Annotated in this window: 14 protein-coding genes; 6 read left to right on the top strand and 8 right to left on the bottom strand. The window is 64.0% G+C overall.

The features are described from left to right. Positions 1-3: 3 nt before the first annotated feature. The 6 genes from ACERHN_RS14970 to xdhA all read right to left on the bottom strand — a co-directional run bounded on the left by ACERHN_RS14970 (position 4) and on the right by xdhA (position 7,666). Positions 4-390 carry a hypothetical protein gene (locus tag ACERHN_RS14970; protein ID WP_415919820.1) on the bottom strand — a complete coding sequence of 129 codons (387 nt, stop codon included), beginning with the start codon at positions 388-390 and terminating at the stop codon, positions 4-6. Continuing rightward, on the bottom strand, positions 390-1,472 hold the full coding sequence (locus ACERHN_RS14975) for an ABC transporter permease (RefSeq protein WP_415919821.1): 1,083 nt from the start codon (positions 1,470-1,472) through the stop codon (positions 390-392). The genes ACERHN_RS14970 and ACERHN_RS14975 overlap by 1 nt, the downstream gene beginning before the upstream one ends. Before the next feature lie 87 nt (positions 1,473-1,559). Further along, the gene (locus ACERHN_RS14980; RefSeq protein ID WP_415919822.1) at positions 1,560-3,077 is read right to left on the bottom strand and encodes an ABC transporter ATP-binding protein; all 1,518 of its coding nucleotides are present in this window, start codon (positions 3,075-3,077) and stop codon (positions 1,560-1,562) included. Further along, positions 3,074-3,997, bottom strand: coding sequence for a xanthine dehydrogenase accessory protein XdhC (gene xdhC / locus ACERHN_RS14985; RefSeq protein ID WP_415919823.1), 924 nt, complete (start codon positions 3,995-3,997; stop codon positions 3,074-3,076). Before xdhC ends, ACERHN_RS14980 begins: the two co-directional genes overlap by 4 nt. Beyond that, complete coding sequence (gene xdhB, locus ACERHN_RS14990) at positions 3,990-6,290, bottom strand: xanthine dehydrogenase molybdopterin binding subunit (RefSeq protein WP_415919824.1); 2,301 nt, start codon at positions 6,288-6,290, stop codon at positions 3,990-3,992. The genes xdhC and xdhB overlap by 8 nt, the downstream gene beginning before the upstream one ends. Then, positions 6,287-7,666 (bottom strand): xanthine dehydrogenase small subunit, encoded by a 1,380-nt coding sequence (gene xdhA, locus ACERHN_RS14995; protein WP_415919825.1) that lies wholly within the window; start codon positions 7,664-7,666, stop codon positions 6,287-6,289. The genes xdhB and xdhA overlap by 4 nt, the downstream gene beginning before the upstream one ends. Before the next feature lie 208 nt (positions 7,667-7,874). Between xdhA and dnaE the strand changes: the two genes are divergently transcribed. Next, on the top strand, positions 7,875-11,375 hold the full coding sequence (gene dnaE, locus ACERHN_RS15000; protein ID WP_415919826.1) for a DNA polymerase III subunit alpha: 3,501 nt from the start codon (positions 7,875-7,877) through the stop codon (positions 11,373-11,375). 71 nt (positions 11,376-11,446) lie between these two features. Next, complete coding sequence (locus ACERHN_RS15005; protein WP_415919827.1) at positions 11,447-12,589, top strand: hypothetical protein; 1,143 nt, start codon at positions 11,447-11,449, stop codon at positions 12,587-12,589. 358 nt (positions 12,590-12,947) lie between these two features. Here the strand turns inward: ACERHN_RS15005 and ACERHN_RS15010 are convergent, their stop codons facing one another. Next, a complete protein-coding gene (locus ACERHN_RS15010; protein ID WP_415919828.1) occupies positions 12,948-13,142 on the bottom strand; it encodes a SlyX family protein in 195 nt (64 codons plus the stop codon). 116 nt (positions 13,143-13,258) lie between these two features. Between ACERHN_RS15010 and hisS the strand changes: the two genes are divergently transcribed. From hisS to hisG, 3 genes are read left to right on the top strand one after another with little or no spacing between them, the layout of a single operon-like run. After that, positions 13,259-14,734: a histidine--tRNA ligase gene (gene hisS, locus ACERHN_RS15015; protein WP_415919829.1), complete on the top strand. Its 1,476-nt coding sequence runs from the start codon at positions 13,259-13,261 to the stop codon at positions 14,732-14,734. After that, entirely contained in the window at positions 14,731-15,795 is a 1,065-nt protein-coding gene (locus ACERHN_RS15020) for an ATP phosphoribosyltransferase regulatory subunit (protein ID WP_415919830.1), read from the top strand. Before hisS ends, ACERHN_RS15020 begins: the two co-directional genes overlap by 4 nt. After that, complete coding sequence (hisG, locus tag ACERHN_RS15025) at positions 15,792-16,481, top strand: ATP phosphoribosyltransferase (protein WP_415919831.1); 690 nt, start codon at positions 15,792-15,794, stop codon at positions 16,479-16,481. The genes ACERHN_RS15020 and hisG overlap by 4 nt, the downstream gene beginning before the upstream one ends. A gap of 47 nt (positions 16,482-16,528) precedes the next feature. Here the strand turns inward: hisG and ACERHN_RS15030 are convergent, their stop codons facing one another. After that, positions 16,529-18,091, bottom strand: coding sequence for an ABC transporter substrate-binding protein (locus ACERHN_RS15030; protein WP_415919832.1), 1,563 nt, complete (start codon positions 18,089-18,091; stop codon positions 16,529-16,531). 271 nt (positions 18,092-18,362) lie between these two features. On the opposite strand from ACERHN_RS15030, the gene ACERHN_RS15035 reads away from it, so the two are divergent. Next, complete coding sequence (locus ACERHN_RS15035; protein WP_415919833.1) at positions 18,363-19,421, top strand: glycosyltransferase; 1,059 nt, start codon at positions 18,363-18,365, stop codon at positions 19,419-19,421. The last annotated feature ends 1 nt before the right edge of the window (position 19,422 follow it).

Raw genomic sequence — 19,422 nt, forward strand, 5'->3', positions numbered from 1 at the left:
GGCTCACTCGATCGGATGGGGCAGGCAGCGGATGGTACGGCCCGGGGCCGCATCGCTGGACAGGGTCAAAAGGATCACATCCGCCTGCGTCACGCTGGCAATGGCGCGCAATTCTCCGGCAGGGGCGAGGCCAAAGGTGCGTCCGCGTGTCGTGCCGATCATGGCAAGTTGCCCGTCGATCATGGTCCATGACCCGGTCCAGTCGAACATGTGTTCCTGCCCCAACGGGCGCACCGTGCCTGTGCCGTCAAATGCTCCATCCGCACCCAGGGTGAAATCGATCTGCACGGACGGGCGGGGCGTGTCCTCGCCCACAACCAACCCGCCGGAGCAATACCATTGCCCATGGCCAACCGATGCAAGAACCACGAGCGATGCAAGCCATCCCATCACGCCACCTCCGCCGCGCCAAAGCGAACGCGGTAGTTGGTCATCACATCAAGAGCGAGGAGGAAGAACAAGAGCATGCCCTGAAACACCTGGATCGCCGCCGCCGGAAGGCCCAGCTGCGACTGTGCGATGTCCCCGCCGATGTAAGTGAGTGCCATCAGCAGCCCCGCCGCCACAATGCCCAGCGGGTTCAGACGTCCCAGAAACGCCACGATGATTGCCGTGAACCCGTAGCCCACGTTGAAATCAATGCTGATCTGGCCGGACGGACCGGACACTTCGAACATGCCCGCAAGCCCGGCCAGCAGCCCCGACATGCCCAGACAAAACAGCACCAGCCGCCCCGGATGCACGCCCCCGAATTTGGCCGCGCGCGGTGCCTCACCGGTCACCCGGATGGCAAAGCCAAGGCGGTGACGGCTGAGCAGGACATACGCAAAGATGACGGCGATCAACGCCGCCACAACGCCCCAGTGCATGCCGGTGTTGGCAATCAGCTCGGCGTTGTGGGCAGAAGGGTATTGTTGCAGGTTGCGACTGCCCGGAAATCCGAACCCTTCGGGATTTTTCAGCAATCCCAAAGACATGGAGGCCAAAAGCTGCTCGGCCACATAGACGAGCATCAGGCTCACAAGGATCTCGTTTGTGCCGAACTTCACCTTCAATACGCCCGGGATCATGGCCCAGGCCCAGCCCCCAAGCGCCCCCGCGAGGATCATCAGCGGAAAGATGAAGACGCTCTCGGTCGGATAGAACGCAAGCCCCGCACCGGCCCCGCAGATGGCGCCCACGATGTATTGCCCTTCGGCTCCGATGTTCCAAATCCCGGCCCGAAATCCCAACGCCAAGCCAATCGCAATCAGGATCAGTGGCGCGCCCTTGATTAACAATTGCGGACGGTAGAAGAACGAGAACTCGCCAAAAAGCGGCTCCCAAAAGATCGTCAGGATCGCCTGCACCGGGTCCTTGCCCAGCACGGCAAACAGAACGCCACCAAAAAACATGGTCAGCACAACGGCCAAAAGCGGCGTGGCATAGGCCATGCGCTGCGACGGCTGCGGACGCGCCTCAAGCCGGATCATGCGCGCCCCCCAAAGTTTCTTCTGGCCAAAAATACCACACTCCATCGCCCGACAGGCGACTTTGCCGCCGCAAGGGGAAGGTCCGCCTCAAACATGTGCGACCTCCATCCCGTGCGCGCCACCCAGCATCAGGCCAATCTGCTCGACATCCAGCTCTGCCGTGGGCCGGGGCGCACTCAACCGTCCCTCGTTGAGGGCCGCAAACCGGTCCGAAATTTCCATCAACTCATCCAGATCCTGCGATATCACGACAAGGGCCGCGCCGCCCGCCGCGAGATCAAGCAGTGCCTGCCGGATCGCGGCTGCGGCTGCCGCATCCACACCCCATGTGGGCTGATTGACCACCAACACGTCCGGGCGCTGCATCACCTCGCGCCCGATCACGAATTTCTGCAGGTTGCCGCCCGACAGCGACCGCGCGGCATTGCCGGGCCCGGGCGTGCGCACGTCAAACCCGGCGATGATCTCCTCGGCAAAGCTGCGCGCCTTGCCCCAGTTGAGCATCCCGCGCACAGCCAGCCCCTGCCGTGCGGCACCCGTCAGCATTGCGTTTTCCGTCAGCGACATGTTCGGAGCGGCCGCATGGCCCAACCGTTCCTCGGGGGCGGCCAGCACCCCCAGACCCCGCCGGGCCTCGGGCCCGAGGCCGCTCAGGTCGCGCCCGTCAAAGCTCACCATGCCGGGCGGGCACGGCAACTCGCCCGAGAGTGCGGCCAGCAATTCATCCTGCCCGTTGCCCGCAACCCCGCCGATGCCCAGAACCTCACCCGCCCGCACCTCGCAGGAGATGTCCTTGAGCGCCATGCCAAAGGCCGATGCAGGGGGCAGGGTCAGGCCACGCAGCGCAAGCCGGACCGCGCCGAACGCATGTTCCGCCGCCTTGGGCGTCGCCAAAGTCGAGCCGACCATCATTTCCGCCATGTCCCGCGCGGACGTGTCCTGCGGCACGCAGGTGCCCACGACCTTGCCGCCGCGCAGGATGGTCGCCGCATCACACAAGGCGCGGATTTCCTCGAGCTTGTGGGAAATATAAAGGATCGCAGTGCCTTCTGCGCTCAATTTGCGCAGTGTTTCGAACAGGATGTCCACCTCCTGCGGGGTCAGGACGCTTGTCGGTTCGTCCATGATCAACAGCGCCGGTTCCTGCAACAGACAGCGGATGATCTCCACCCGTTGCCGCTCGCCCGCGGACAGATCGCCCACCACGCGGTCGGGGCTGAGCGGCAGGCCATAGGTTTCCGACACCGCCCGGATTTGCTGCGCAAGCGTGCGCATGGGCGGCGGCGTTTCCATGCCCAACGCGATATTCTCGGCCACGCTCAGCGCATCAAACAGGGAGAAATGCTGGAACACCATGCCCACCCCGGCGGCCCGCGCCGCACGCGGGTCCACGGGCGCGAACTCCGCCTCGTTCATGCGCATCTGGCCGCTGTCGGGCTTCACGAGGCCATAGATCATCTTGACCAATGTCGACTTGCCCGCGCCGTTTTCGCCCAGCAGGGCGTGCACCTCGCCAGCCCTGATGTCGAGGCTGACCGTGTCGTTGGCCACAACACCGGGATAGGCTTTGGTCAGCCCGTCAAGCGACAAGAGTGCATGGCTCATGCCTTGACCTCCTGCGGGGGCTGGCCACCCTGCCGCATCCGGCCCAGCTCATAGGCGACGCCAAGCGCAATCATGTGCGGCGCCTTGCCCAGTGACGGATCGCCAATCGGGCAGGTGATGCGTGATATCTGCGTTTCGGAATGGCCCAATTCCCCCAGGCGTTTGCGGAACCGCGCCCATTTGGTGCGCGAACCGATCAAACCGCAAGCACCAAATCCATGGCCAAGCGCGGCATGGCACAGCGCCAGATCAATTTCGTGCGAATAGGTGAGGATCAGGTGCCGCGCATGTGTGGGCGCGTGACGCATCAGCCGCGCCGGATCGCTGGCCACCACATCGCGCACCGTCGGCGGTATGTGCGCCGGAAACCGGTTGGCGGCCGTATCCACCCATGTGATGTCGTAGCCGGGCATATGCTGCAACGTGTCGATCAGGGCGCGCCCGACATGGCCCGCCCCCCAGATCCACAGCGCACGGTCCGCCGGTCGGGCCGGTTCGATCAACCATCCGTCGCGCAGCTCCGTTGGTGGCAGATGTCCCTGGTTGCGCGCCGCTTTCATCAGGCGCTTGATCGACAGCGGCATCGGGTCGGGACCACGCGCAATCACGTCCTCGGGCAGCGCTTGGGCGCGGGCAAGATCATAGATCTCGCTCAGAACTTCGACCACGCCGCCGCAACATTGCCCCATCTCGGGGCCAAGCGCATGGCGGCTGAACCCGTCGCGCGTGAGGCTGCGCGCCCGCCGCGCCAGTTCAAATTCCAGCATACCGCCGCCGATCGTGCCCGCCTGACCATTGGCCCAGACGAGCATCGCCGCACCCGCTTCGCGCGGGGCAGAGCCGTGCACGCGTGCCACCACGACCCGCACGACCCTGCCGTGGGCCGCACAGGCGGCGATCAGGGCCGTGCGGTCAAACATCGCCACGCGCCTTGTGCACGGCGTGCAGCACCGCTTCCGGTGTCGCGGGGGCCTGTAGATCCGGATAGGCGTCGCCACAAGCCGCCGCCGCATCGCTCAGCGCCAGGAAGGCGGATATGCCCAGCATCAGCGGCGGCTCACCCACCGCCTTGGACTTGTAGATGGTGTCGGCCCGGTTCTCGCCGTCCCAAAGGGCCACGTTGAACACATCCGGCCGGTCGCCACAGGCCGGGATCTTGTACGTGGCGGGCGCATGGGTGCGCAATCGGCCCGCATCGTCCCAAACGAGCTCTTCGGTGGTCAGCCAGCCCGCGCCCTGCACATAGCCGCCCTCAACCTGACCGATATCGAGCGCGGGGTTCAGCGATGCGCCCGCATCATGCAGGATATCGGCCCGCAGAATGCGGTTTTCCCCGGTCAATGTGTCAATGACCACTTCGGTCACCGCCGCCCCGTAGGCAAAGTAGAAAAACGGCCGCCCCTGTCCCTTGATCCGGTCCCATTCGATGTCCGGTGTCTTGTAATACCCCGTTGCGGACAGGCTGATGCGCGCCTGATGGCAAAGGGCGGCGACCTCGGCAAAACTGTAGGTGACATCGCCCGCGCGGACCATGCCGCCGTCGAACACCACCGCGTCGGGGCGGCACTGGTGCAACTGGCCCAGATGTTCGGCCATGCGGTCGCGGATGGTGTCGCAAGCGGCCTTGACCGCCATCCCGTTCAGGTCGCTGCCCGACGAGGCCGCCGTGGCAGAGGTGTTGGGCACTTTTGCCGTATCCGTTGCCGTGATCTTGACCAGATCCAGCGGCACGCCAAACCGGCTCGCAGCGACTTGCGCCACTTTCTGAAACAGGCCCTGACCCATTTCCGTGCCGCCATGGTTCAAGTGGATGGAACCGTCGAGATAGACATGCACCAACGCCCCCGCCTGGTTGAGATGCGTCAGCGTAAAGGAAATCCCGAATTTCACCGGCGTCAGCGCGATCCCCTTCTTCAGGACCGGATTGTCCGCATTCCAGGCCGCAACCGCAGCCCGCCGCACGTCATAATCCGACCTGTCCCGCAACTGCACCACAAGCGCGTCACCAATGAAATCATCAACCGTCTGCCCATAGGGCGTTGTCTGTTTCTTCTGGCCGGAAATACCACCGCCGGAGGCATAAAAGTTCTTCTCGCGGACCACCAGCGGATCAAGACCCACCGCCGCGGCGACGTGATCCACGATCCGCTCCATCCCCAACATACCCTGCGGCCCGCCAAAGCCGCGAAAGGCCGTCGCACTTTGCGTGTTGGTGCGCAGACGGTGGCTTTCGATGCGTATGTCCGGCAGCCAATAGCAATTGTCGGCGTGCAGCATCGCCCGGTCTGCCACGGGCAGGCTCAGGTCCAGCGCCCAGCCGCAGCGCGCGAAATGGCGTACATCAAGCGCCGTGATCAGCCCGTCATCATCAAAGCCCACATCATAGGAGATGCGGAAATCGTGACGTTTGCCGGTGATGACCATGTCGTCATCCCGGTCATAGCGCATCTTGCACGCGCGGCCTGTTGCACGGGCGGCCACGGCACAGGCGACGGCCAGGGCGTTGCCCTGGCTTTCCTTGCCCCCGAAACCGCCGCCCATCCGGCGGGTTTCGACCCGCACGGCATGCATCGGCTGGCCGATGGCATCGGCCACCTTGTGCTGGATCTCTGTCGGATGCTGGGTAGAGGACAGGATGTGCATGTCGCCATCCTCACCCGGCAGGGCCAGCGCGGCTTGCCCTTCGAGGTAAAAATGTTCCTGTCCGCCAATGTCAAACGTGCCCGACAGGCGGCGCGGTGCTTGTTCCAGGGCGCGCAGCGCATCCCCGCGCGCATAGATGCGCGGTCCGTCCTCGAACCGTGCCTCCTGCGCCAAAGCATCATCCACCGATAGGATGGCGGGCAGAGGCTCAATATCCATTTGCGCCTGACGCGCGGCATAGCGCGCCGCGCGGTGGGATCGGGCAATGACCAGAAATACGGGCTGACCCACATAATGCACCGTGCCCGTGGCCAAAAGCGGCTCATCATGGGCCGAAGGCGATACGTCATTGTCGAAGGGCAAGTCTTCCGCGGTGAGCACCGCCACCACGTCCGGTGCGGCACGCACGCCCTCAAGGTTCATGGACCGGATCACGCCATGCGCCACGGTGCTAGTGCCAAAGGCCAGATGCAGGCTGCCATGCGGGGTGGGCATGTCGTCCACATATCGCGCCTGTCCGGTGACGTGCAGATGGGCGGCATCATGGGGCAGGGGGCGGGCGACACTCATGCGCGCACCTCCAGCACACCTGTCGCCATGTCTTGATCCTCGAGCCAGGCGCGGAGCAGCATGTTCTGCGCGGCTTCCATCCGGTAGCTGTCCGAGGCCCGCATGTCCGCCATCGGGGTGAAATCATCGGACAGGGCTTTCATCGCGCCCGCGACGGTTGCATCGGTCCAGGGCTGTCCGCGCAGCGCCGCTTCGGCGGCCGTGGCCCGTTTCGGTGTGCCCGCCATGCCGCCAAAGGCCAGCCGGGCCGCGTTCACGGTGCCGTCCGACACCTCGATCCAGAAGCATCCACACACCGCCGAGATGTCCTGATCAAACCGCTTGGACAATTTGTAGCATCGCAGCGCGTCGCGCTGCCGCGGGATCGTGAAATGCGACACGAACTCGTTCGGTGCGCGGTCCTGTTTGCCATAGTCCAGAAAGAAATCGGCGATCGGCAGGCTGCGGGCGCCATCGACACTATGCAAATGAACCGTCGCATCGAGCGCGATGAGCGCGGGCGATCCATCCCCGATGGGCGAGCCGTTGGCGACATTGCCGCCAATGGTGGCCGCGTTGCGCACCTGCACCGAGCCATAGCGCCGGATCAGTTCGGCAAAGGCAGGGTGGTGCGGTTCAATGGCCGTTTGCACATCGGTGAGCGTTGTCGCGGCACCGATGCGGATGTCCGTGTCCGTGATCGTCACACCGGACAGGTCCGGAATGCGGTTGAGGAAGGCAACGGGCCCGAGATCGCGGAAATCCTTGGTCACCCACAGACCGACATCCGTGGCCCCGGCAATGAGGGTGCCGCCGGGGTTCTGATCCAGCCATGTCGCGAGGGTGTCCAGTGTCTGAGGGGGCTCTGCCCCCGCCTGCGGCTCCCCCGTGGTATTTTCCGCCAGAAGAAGGGGGGTATCGTACATATGATCCGGGACGGGTGCTGTTGCCGCGGCTTTGGCTGCGCGGATGATCGGGGCGTAGCCGGTGCAGCGGCAGAGGTTGCCCGCGAGTTCGGTGTCAAAATCCGTGGCCCCATTGAGATGCGCCACGGCCATTGTCGTGATGAAGCCGGGCGTGCAGAAACCGCATTGGGAGCCGTGATGTGTCACCATCGCGTCTTGCACCGGGTGCAATGTGCCGTCGGGTGCCGCGATCCCTTCGACCGTGCGCACGGCCTTGCCGGCAAGTTGCGGCACGAACAGAATGCAGGCGTTGAGCGCGCGCGCGCCGTTTTGATCCGTCACCATCACCGAGCAGGCGCCGCAATCGCCTTCGTTGCAGCCTTCCTTGGTGCCGGTCAGATGCTGATCCTCGCGCAGCCAGTCGAGCAATGTTGTGGTTGCAGATGTGTCAGCCGTGATCTCGCTTCCGTTCAGAAGAAAGGTCGTACGCATCGAATTTGCCAGCCGCGGTACCAGAGCCCTTGGGATGGCGCGGACCTCGATGCGGCGTAGAGGTCGGGGCCGGGCGAACCGATACAGGCTACGGTGCGGTTGACCTGATTTGCAAGACCCTGCCGCATGGAATGCGTGACGCGGATTTGGTGTGCATAACTTTGCGGCACCACTGGATATGGGGGCTGTGGGACCATAGGATGTCGGGATGACTGATGCTGCTCGATTCATTCACCTGCGCACCCATTCTGAGTATTCGCTGCTGGAAGGTGCGCTGCGCCTGAAAAAGCTGCCCGGCATGGTGCGCGATGCGGGGATGCCCGCCCTGGCGCTGACGGACACGAACAACATGTTCGCCGCCCTGGAATTTTCGGTGGGCATGGCCGGCGCGGGTGTGCAGCCCATCGTCGGCTGCCAGGTCGATCTGCAATACATCACGCCGCGTCCCGGCGAACGTCCGCGCGATCCTGCGCCCCTTGTTCTGCTGGCGCAGAATGAGGCCGGGTACGAAAATCTGATGAAGCTGAATTCCTGCCTGTACCTGCGGGACGGGTCGGAATTGCCCCATGTGACGGTGGACGAATTGCGCAGCCATGCGGACGGGGTGATCTGTCTGAGCGGCGGGGCGGATGGGCCGGTGGGCCAATTGCTGCGCGCCAGCCAGCGCCCGGCGGCAGAGGCGCTCATGAGCGCGCTGCACGAGATGTTCGGTGACCGGCTTTATGTCGAGTTGCAGCGGCATCCGGGCGAGGAGGGCGCGCCCGAGGCGGAACGGCTGACGGAACGGCCCTTTGTCGAGATGGCCTATGCCATGGACCTGCCGCTGGTGGCGACAAATGACGTCTATTTCCCGAAATCCGACATGTACGAATCCCATGATGCGCTGATCTGCATCGCCGACGGTGCCTATGTGGATCAGCAAGAGCCGCGCCGCCGCCTCACGCCGCAGCATTACTTCAAGAGCCAGGCGGAGATGGTGACGCTTTTTGCCGATCTGCCCGAAGCGATCGAGAACACCGTGGAAATCGCGCGGCGCTGCGCCTTCATGGCCTATCGCCGCGATCCGATCCTGCCGAAATTCGCGGATGACGAGGTTGAGGAACTGCGCCGTCAGGCCAATGAAGGCTTGCAGGCGCGGCTCAAGGTGATCCCGCATGCAGCCTCGGTCGAGGAATACCAGAAGCGGCTCGATTTCGAGCTGGAGATCATCGAGGGTATGGGTTTTCCCGGCTATTTCCTGATCGTGGCGGATTTCATCAAATGGGCCAAGGATCAGGACATCCCCGTGGGGCCGGGCCGGGGGTCTGGGGCGGGGTCGCTTGTGGCCTATGCGCTGACTGTCACAGACCTTGATCCACTGCGCTATGCCCTTCTGTTTGAACGGTTTTTGAACCCTGAACGGGTGTCGATGCCGGATTTCGACATCGACTTTTGCATGGACCGGCGCGAAGAAGTCATCCGCTATGTTCAGGAGAAATACGGCCGTGACAAGGTGGGCCAGATCATCACCTTTGGTGCGCTCCTGTCCAAGGCGGCGGTGCGCGACATCGGGCGCGTGTTGCAGATGCCATACGGGCAGGTGGACCGGCTGTCGAAACTCATCCCCGTTGAGGGCGTAAAGCCGGTCAGCATTGAAAAGGCACTGTCGGATGAGCCGCGCTTGCGCGAAGAAGCACGCAATGAAGAAGTGGTGGACCGGCTGCTCACCTATGGTCAGCAGGTCGAGGGGCTGCTGCGGAATGCCTCTACCCACGCGGCGGGCGTGGTGATCGGCGACCGGCCACTGGATGCGCTGGTCCCGCTCTATCAGGATCCGCGGTCGGATATGCCCGCGACCCAGTTCAACATGAAATGGGTGGAACAGGCGGGGTTGGTCAAGTTCGACTTTCTTGGCCTGAAGACGCTGACCGTGATTCAGAACGCGGTGGAGCAAATCCTGGGCTCGGGCCGCAAACTGCATGTCGCGGCGGATGGGACCGAACTCTATATCCCTGCCGAAGGTATGGAAAATGACATCGGTGGCATCCCGCTGGATGATGAAGCGTCCTACAAGCTTTACGCCGCGGGCAAGACGGTTGCGGTGTTCCAGGTGGAAAGCTCGGGCATGATCGACGCGCTCAAGCGGATGAAGCCCACCTGTATAGAGGACATCGTGGCGCTTGTGGCGCTTTACCGGCCCGGCCCAATGGAGAACATTCCGAAATATTGCGAGGTCAAGAACGGGCTGAGCGAACGGGAGCTGCTGCATCCCACGGTCGATCATATCCTGGATGAGACGCAAGGCATCATCGTCTATCAGGAACAGGTGATGCAGATCGCCCAGGAAATGGCGAATTACAGCCTGGGCGGGGCGGACCTGCTGCGCCGCGCGATGGGTAAGAAAATCCAGGAGGCGATGGACGCCGAAAAGCCGAAATTCCTCGCCGGTGCCAAGGACAATGGCGTCGATGAGGCCAAGGCGATGGAGACCTGGGCGCTGCTCGACAAGTTCGCCAATTACGGTTTCAACAAGTCCCACGCGGCGGCCTATGCGGTGGTCAGTTATCAGACCGCATGGCTCAAGGCGAACCATCCGGTGGAGTTCATGGCCGGTGTCATGAACTGCGATATCCATCTGACGGACAAGCTGGCCATCTATTTCGAGGAGGTCCGCAAGGGGCTGGGCCTGCCATGGGTGCCCCCCTGTGTGAACCGCAGTGACGCGACATTCAAGGTGGTCGACGGGGCGTTGGTCTATGCGCTGGGCGCGCTCAAGAACGTGGGTGTCGAGGCGATGCGGCTGGTGCAGGACGCGCGCGGCGACAAACCATTCGTCAACCTCTTTGACTTTGCCCGGCGGGTGGATCTGAAACGTGTGGGCAAGCGGCCTTTGGAAATGCTGGCGCGCGCGGGGGCCTTTGACCAACTGGACCCGAACCGTCGCCGGGTCTTTGATGCGCTTGACGCGCTGAGCGCCTATTCCGCTGCGATCCATGATCAGAAGAATTCCAATCAGGTCTCGCTCTTTGGTGAGGCGGGGGATGACCTGCCTGAACCACGGCTTTTGCCTGTCGATGACTGGCTGCCCGCAGAGCGTTTGGGCGAAGAGCACAAGGCGGTGGGCTTCTACCTGTCGGGGCATCCGCTCGACGACTATGCCGGCGCGTTGAAGCGCAAAGGCGTGCTGACCCTCGATGCCGTGACGGCCAAAGCCGAAGGCGGGCCGCTCCTGACGAAACTGGCAGGTGTCGTGTCGGGGTTGCAGGTGCGCAAATCCGCACGCGGCAACCGGTTCGCCTTCTGTCAGTTGTCGGACACCACCGGCGCGTACGAGGTCACACTCTTTTCCGAGGCGCTGGAAAAGGCACAGGATGTGCTGGTTGCCGGGGCCAAGGTGATCGTCGGGGTCAAGGCCGAACTGGAGGCGGATCAGCTCAAGCTGCTCGGCAATTCGGTGACGCCCATCGACACGGTGGTGGCGGATGTCACGGGCATGGGACTGCGGATTTATGTTGAGGCGCCGGCGGCGATTGCATCCGTCGCCTCCGTTCTCGACGGCGCGCGGCAAGCGGCCAGTGCCGCCGGACGTGGTCCGATTTCCGTCTGCCTCATGGACGACAGCCTGCCGGGAGAGGTGGAAATGGAGCTGGGCGTGGAATTCCCGGTCACGCCGCAAATCCGGGGCGCGCTGAAATCCCTGTCCGGGGTGGTCGAGGTCGAGGAGTTCTGATCCCGCCCACATGCTGGACGCACACGCCCTGACACGGTACATCTGCGGGCAAACAGGGAGGGGAGCGCGCAATGCGCCGGACATGGGCAGCACTTCCAGTCGCTTTGACTTTGGCGGCTTGCGGCGATCCGCTTGCGGGCATTGAACGCGTGTCCGAATTGCCTGAACCGCCCGCCGAGGACGGCGCTGCGGCGGCGCTGCCCACCGAGAACGACGTCACTGCCGACACACCGATTTTCGCAGGCCTCTTTCGGCGCGAAGCGCGCCAACCGCAACCCGATCCGGCAATCGAGGCGGCATTGCGCGAAGCAAACGGTGTGGACGAGGTCATCAGTGATGAAGCGCCCGACACATCGGCCCCGACTGCGCCGCAAGCCGCCCCGGACGCAACGACCGCGCAAGAGGCCGCAGTGGCAACAGATGTTGCGCCGCCGCCCGCACGTGGGGGCGTGATCGGATGGTTGCGTCGTGCCGCGACCAATCAGGAGGCTGCGGGCGCATCGCCAGCCGACGCCGCAGTGGTCGTGGCAACCCAAGACAGCGCAGCGGAGACGCTCGTGGCCGACCCGGACAAAGTGGAAACGGTCCTCGCGGATGTGGAGCTGGCATCACTGGAACAACCGGTTCTCGAAGCGGAGCCGCAAAAGCGGCGCGGATTGTTTGGTCTGGGCGGCGCGCGTGCGCCATCGACTGCACAGGCTGCCCGTCCCCGCTCTGGCCCGGATGCGCGTGACGTGCCTCTGGGCACGGCGTTGCCCTTTGGTGAAATCGCGCGCGTCTGTGAGGCAAAGCCGCGCGATATGGGTGAAATTTCCGCCAAGGCTGCGCGCAAGGGACGTGGCTATGTCCTTTATGACAGCGCGCCCGGCAGCGCCTCGGCCCGGACGTTCTACATCACCGGATTTGCCGACAATTGCCCGAGGCAATTTACGGCTGCGATTGCCCTTTTTGGGGAGCCCGTGTTGCACGAACAATTGCGCTACGGCCTGCCTGCGCGCGATTTTCCGTATTCCGCGACCGACGAAGCCTATGAAAAGGTCAAGGCGCAGGTGTGCAATGTCGGACGCACCAAGCCGTGTGGTTCCCGCATTTCCCGGTTGGACAAGACGACCACTTTCGTGACTGCCTATGAGAATTTTGGCGAAAACCCGCGATGGGCCGACATGCTGCTGCATGACGGAGAGGTTCTGGCTGCCGCACTCAAGAAACCCTGAGCGCGCACCGCTTGGAAACCGGCCCTCCGGGGGGGATTTTTGGGGAACAGAGACGGGGATGGGGTGCGGTCTGAAAACCAGTCGTCCGCGTGGCAGGCGCGACGCATTCGGAGTTTCGCGGGCCGTGATCGCAGAGCTGTCAGATCGCGTTCAAGGAAAACGCAGAGTGCCCAATGGTCGGGCCCCCGGGCGTTGTTGCGCGGGGGCCGTCTCCGTTCACGCCGGCTCGCATCCCTGCTACCGGCGCGACATGCATCAAAGAGCATTAACCTTGATAAGGGGTTAACCGCCCCTCGTCTCTGTTCAAAAAAATCCCTCCCGGAGGGTCGGGTGATCCTTTGTCCCGTCGACCGCAATGTCAGTAATGCGGCGGCCGCTCGTCCCCGATCACGATGCCACCGGATCCCGCGGCGTCACGTTCCGCTTCCCGTGCAATCAGCACTTCGGCCTGCCGAATGAGGCGCGCAATCTCGCCATCCTGCCGTGCCACGACATCCGACAGCTCCTCCACAGTGCGTTCGAGATGGGCGATGCGTTCTTCGATTTCGGTCATGGGCGTCTCCTTGACGCCCCATCTGGGCCATGTGGCCGGCCAAGGCAAGGCCGCGCCTTGCCCCCCTGCCTTGGCTGGGCTAGTGACGCGCCCGTACCGCAGATGGAGTGGCAGGCATGGCCAAGCCCAAAAAGACCCCACGCCCCAAGGCACAGACGCCCAAGGGCTTTCGCGACTATTTCGGCGCTGACGTCACCGAGCGGGCCGAAATGCTGCAAAAGATCGCGGGCGTGTATCATCGCTATGGGTTCGACGCGCTGGAATCGAGCGCCGTGGAAACGGTCGAGGCTCTGGGCAAGTTCCTGCCCGACGTAGATCGCCCGAACGCAGGCGTTTTCGCGTGGCAGGAGGATGAGGGCGATTGGCTGGCGCTGCGCTACGACATGACGGCGCCGCTGGCCCGCGTCTATGCGCAGCACCGCAACGACCTGCCCAACCCGTACCGTCGGTTCACCATGGGGCCCGTCTGGCGCAATGAAAAACCCGGGCCGGGCCGGTTTCGCCAGTTCTATCAATGTGACGCCGATACGGTTGGTACGGCCAGCATGGCCGCCGATGCCGAGATTTGCGCAATGCTGAGCGATTGTCTCGAAGAGGTCGGCATCCAGCGCGGCGATTACGTGGTGCGGATCAACAACCGAAAGGTTTTGAACGGGGTCATGGAGGTTGCGGGGCTCTCCGGTGACGACAAGGCGGAGGCCCGCGGCATTGTGCTGCGCGCGATCGACAAGCTGGACCGGCTGGGCAAGGACGGCGTGCGCGCCCTGTTGGGGGCGGGCCGCAAGGACGAGAGCGGTGATTTCACCGACGGCGCAGGCTTGGCCGATGACCGGGCCGAGGTTGTGATGGCGTTCATGGACGCACGCGCCCAAGACAACGCGGCCACGGTTGCACGGCTCATGAGCTTGGTCGAAGGGTCCGAGATTGGCCGCAAGGGCGTCGAGGAGTTGCAGGAAATCGAAGCGCTCCTGTCCGCGCAAGGCTATGGCGCGGACCGTATCATCATCGACCCGTCCGTGGTGCGCGGCCTGGGGTATTACACCGGGCCGGTCTATGAGGCGGAGCTGACCTTTGACGTGCAAAACGACAAGGGCCAGACGGTGCAGTTCGGCTCCGTTGCGGGGGGTGGTCGCTATGACGATCTGGTCAAGCGGTTCACCGGGCAGGAAGTACCGGCCACGGGCGTGTCCATCGGCGTTGACCGCCTGCTGGCGGCGCTGCGGGCGACGGGGCGCAGCGGGGCGCAGTCTGACGGCCCGGTTGTCGTGACGGTCATGGACCGTGACCAGATGGCGGATTACCAATCCATCGTGGCCGATCTGCGCAGCGCCGGCATCCGGGCCGAAGTCTACCTTGGCAATCCCAAGAACTTCGGCAATCAGCTCAAATACGCGGACAAGCGGGGCAGCCCCGCCGCCATCATCGTCGGCGCAGAGGAACGCGAACGCGGCGTGGTGCAGGTCAAGGACCTGATCCTCGGCTCCAAGATCGCGGAAACGGCAACGCATGAGGAATGGGCCGAAAACCCCAGCCAGTTCGAGGTGCCTCGGGATCAGCTGATCGCGAAACTGCGCGAGATCCTCGAGCAATGACGCGCGCGCTGGCGCTCTCGCTGCGGGACCGGTTCGCGGGGCAGGGGGCACAGGTTGTGGAGCCGCCCGTGCTGTTGCCCGCAGACGTGCTGCTGGACCTCTATGGCGAAGACATCCGGGGTCGGGCCTATGTCACCGCGGATGCCCTGCGGGGTGAGCAGATGTTGCGCCCGGATTTCACCGTACCGGTGGTGCAGATGCATATGGCCCAAGGGGCCAGCCCTGCGCGCTACACCTATGCCGGAGAGGTGTTCCGACGGCAGGATGATGATCCGGATCGCGAGAACGAATACCTTCAGGTGGGCTACGAAGTGTTCGACGATGCCAACCCGGCGGCGGCGGATGCAGAGGTGTTTGCGTCACTGCGCAGTGCGCTCGCGCCGTTGTCCTTGCGCGCGGCCACGGGGGACATTGGCATCCTGATGTCTGCGGTGGACGGCTTGCAGACCTCGGATCGGCGCAAGGCCGCGCTGCGGCGGCACATCTGGCGACCGCGCCGGTTCCGGGCCCTGCTGGACCGGTTCGGCGGCCGCACGCCCATGCCCGCGACGCGGGCCGCCTTGTTGACCGGCGATGTACCCGCCTCCGGTCCCTTGAACGGGCTGCGCAGCCGGGCGGAAATCGAGGCGCGGATCGACGCCCTGCGCGAGGATGCGGCCCTGCCGCCCATCAGCGTGGCAGAGATGGAGGGGTTGGACGCCCTCTTGAACGTGCGTGAAACGCTGCCTTACGCGGTGGACCAGTTGCAGGCGCTGTGCGCGGATCTGCCCGCCATCGAACCCGCAGTGCACCGCCTGCGCGACCGGGCCGAGGCGCTCTCCGCGCAGGGTGTGGACATCGCAACGCTCGCCTTTGAGGCCAGCTATGGGCGCACGTCCATGGAATATTACGATGGGTTTGTCTTTGGATTTTACGCGGATGGGCGGCCCGACCTGCCGCCGGTGGCCAGTGGCGGGCGCTATGACGCGCTGACCCGGCGCCTTGGCGGTGCGGACGGCATACCGGCGGTGGGCGGTGTGATCCGCCCCGGCCTTGTCGCGGCACTGGAGGGCACGACATGACGCTCAAGCTGGGTGTGCCGTCCAAGGGGCGGCTGATGGAAAAGACGTTCCAGTGGTTTGCCAAACGCGACATTACCCTGACGCGGACCGGATCGGACCGCGAATATGCCGGTGCCGTGCAAGGCATTGAAAACATGTCGCTCGTGCTGCTGTCGGCCAGCGAAATACCGCGGGAACTGGCGGCGGGGCGCATCCATCTTGGCGTGACGGGCACCGACCTTGTCCACGAAAAGCTGCCGCTTTGGGAACAACAGGTGGAACCGCTGGAAGAGATGGGATTTGGCCATGCCGATCTGGTGCTGGCGGTGCCGCAGGGATGGGTGGATGTCGACCTGACCGATGATCTGGATGCAGCCGCGGCGGCGTTTCGGACGACCCATGGCTTCCGGCTGCGGATTGCCACGAAATACCACCGGCTGGTGCGGGACTTTCTGCGCGATGCCGGTGTTGCGGATTACGCCATCGTCGACAGTCAGGGCGCCACCGAAGGCACTGTGGCCAATGAGACGGCAGAGGCCATTGCCGACATCACGAGCAGCGGCGAGACGCTGCACGCCAACCACCTGAAGATCTTGAAGGATGGGTTGATCCTCGCGTCGCAAGCCACGTTGTGGCGCAGTCGGACGGCGCAGATGGAACCAGCGGATGCGGATGCGCTGCGTGCGTTGATGGATCGGCTTGGCTGAGCGCGTATGCACGGGCCGCCCCGATCAGGGGCAGCCCGCCGTCTTGATCAGTTCACAGTCACCCAACGCAGGATGAAGAAGTTGTCGGGCCGTTGCGTCAGCTCAACATTGGCCTTCGCTCCCCAGACAAGCGGTTGCACGTACATCGGTACATACGCGACCTCGTCCTGCAGGATGCCGGTAACTTCATCCAGCATCGCCTGCCGTTTGCTGTCGTCGATTTCCGACTGGATCATGGGCAGCAATTCGTCCACGCGCGCGTTCGAAAATCCGCCAAAGTTCCAGCTGCCCAGCTTCTTTTCCTCGTTCGGTGTCGCGGCGAGGAAGCGGACTGGGTGTTCGGCGTCAAACGTGCCCGGCGACCAGCCCAGCAGGTACATGTCGTAATTGTCGGCGCGCAGTTCGGGCCAGTAGTTCTGCACCGGCATCGCGTCGAGAACGGCAGTGATCCCCACCTGCGCCAGCATGCCCGTGACCGCCTGACAGACGGCTTCGTCGTTCAGATAGCGGTCGTTGGGGCACTTGAGCCCAAAGGAAAACCCGTCGGGGTATCCGGCCTCGGTCAGCAGGGCCTTGGCCTTGTCCACGCTGAATTCGGGCCGGTCCGCGAGGGTGGCGGAATATCCGCGCATTGCGGGGCTGACCAGCTGGCTGGCCGGTTCGGCATTGCCGCGCATGATCGTTTGCAGGATTGCGGGCACGTTGACCGCGTGGGCCACGGCCTGACGGACCCGCACATCTGCGAACGGGTTCGCACCGTCCACATCGGACGAGTATTTCAGCGCGTCCGCCTCATGCGGAAAGCCCAGCATGATCACACGCGCCTCGATCCCCTGGATCACCTTGACGCTGTCCGTGCCGGACAGGCGGGCGGCGTCCTGGATCGGGACGGGGTTGATCAGATCGACATCACCCGACAGCAGCGCCGCCACGGCGGTGGCCGAATTCTGGATCGGCGTCAGCTCTGCGCGGGTGATGTTGTGCTCGGCCGTGTCCCACCAGCCGGCATGCGGCTCCAGCACGGTGCGCAGGCCCGGCTCGCGCGTGGTGACGCGGAACGCTCCGGTGCCGTTGGTGTTCAGCGTGGCAAAGTTGCCCGCCTCCTTGTCCGGCAGGGCGGCATTGTTCGCCTCGGCCCAGCCGCTGTCCATGATCATCCAGTTGGCGATGCTGTCGGGAAAGATCGGGTTGGGCGCGGTGGTCATGATGTCGACGGTAAACTCATCGACCTTGACCACGTCAGACACAGGCGCAAACCAGCTGCGCGTATCGGACGCCTCATCGCTGGCCCGCTGATAGGAAAAGATGACATCGTCGGCGTTGAACGCTTCGCCGCCGTGGAATGTCACACCCTGGCGCAGCGTGAACCGCCAGCCCGCGCCATCCCCGATGGGCTCCCACGACGTGGCCAGCGCAGGTTCGATCGCCATATCCTTGCCCCGGCGCACAAGGCCCTCATAGACGTTGTTGAGAAAGCCGAGCACGGGCGCAGAGTTGACCGCATGGGGGTCCATGGTTTGCGGGTCCGTTGTCTCGGCCCATTTGAACGTTTCGGCAAACGCGGGGGCCGCGGCAAGACCGAGCACAAGGGGCAGCGTGTATCTGAACATGGGTATCCTTCCTGTGGTGGGAGAACGCACTGTCGCGATACTAGACCCCAAAGGCACACGAAAAGAAAGGCCCGGCGGGTGGATCATGTATGCGCATGGATGCACATGACCGCCTCGCGCGGTGCGGGTGCCTTTCGCCGTTGCCAAGTGAATCGCAGCCTGTCTAGGTAAGGACAGCGCCGTCGCGGGCCGTGATCGGTCTGCGGGGTTTTTGCGGCGCATGGGGCGGTCTGGCCCCGCATTTCGGTACGGGCAGCAGGACGCAAATGGCATGGGGCGAGATCTGAAGTACAATCACCGGTTCCGGATTGATGTGCTCAGGACCAAGGGCCGTTTTGCGCGGCTGGACCAATATCTCGAGACGCTGTCGGTCAAGGGGTTTGACGTGGCCGGCATCCCGTTTCGCGTGGTTGATGATCTGCTCTCCGCGGACGCAGACGTGGATTTCGCAGCCCTTGCCCCGTTGGCGCGGCATACGGTCGGGGGGCAGCCGCGCCTGCTTGCAGCGGTGCTGGAGGATCTGGGGCGCGGTGCGGCGCACCGGTTGCACGAGATTGTATCGGACGAGGCCGCGCACCCGATGACGCGGTTCGAGGCGATGGGATGGGCGAATTTCGTCGCCCACGGGTCGCGCTTTCCCGGGCATGGCACCAAGGCGCGCGACATTTTCCAATTCTGGGATCAGGCGCAACCGCCACCCGAGGTGCAAGAGGGCAAGGCACTCTGGCAGCGTGTCGCCGACCGGCATGTCTGGTACTCTGATGAAACCGCGCGCGCCTTTATAGCGGACGCGTTTGGCCAGCGCGCGGCGGCTGCCTATGCGGACCTGTGGCATCCGGCGCTCAAGTCCGACGTCTTCCGGCTGTACCGTCTGCTACATTGCGGCGGCGTCTATTGCGACGCAGACAGCAGGCCCGAACACCGCGCGGCTGAGTTTGTGACCGTCGCGGGGGATCGTGTGTGGGCGTCCTCCATGACCAATGTGCCGAATTGCGCCACCATCAACGGGTTCATCGCGGCGCCGCCGCAAAGTCCGGTGATCGAAGGGCTTCTGGAGCAGGTGTTGCGCAATATCTCCGACACCGCGTCGCGGGGCGTGTTCTGGTTGTCAGGACCGGGCGCATTCACCACGCATCTCTATGCGGCCAAGGGGCAGTACGATATTGGGCTGCTCCCGCAGGGGCTGCTGAAATCCAGTGTTTTCCGGCAGTTCGACGCAGCCTATAAACACACCGAACAGAATTGGCGGGTGTTTGAGCACAACAAGGGGTTGGGCAATGAGGCTGGCCTGGCGCGTGCGTTGCAGCACGTTGGCGCAGCGCGCGGTTAGG

The organism is Tateyamaria rhodophyticola (genome assembly GCF_047777875.1).
In the GTDB taxonomy this organism is placed as follows: Bacteria; Pseudomonadota; Alphaproteobacteria; order Rhodobacterales; family Rhodobacteraceae; genus Tateyamaria.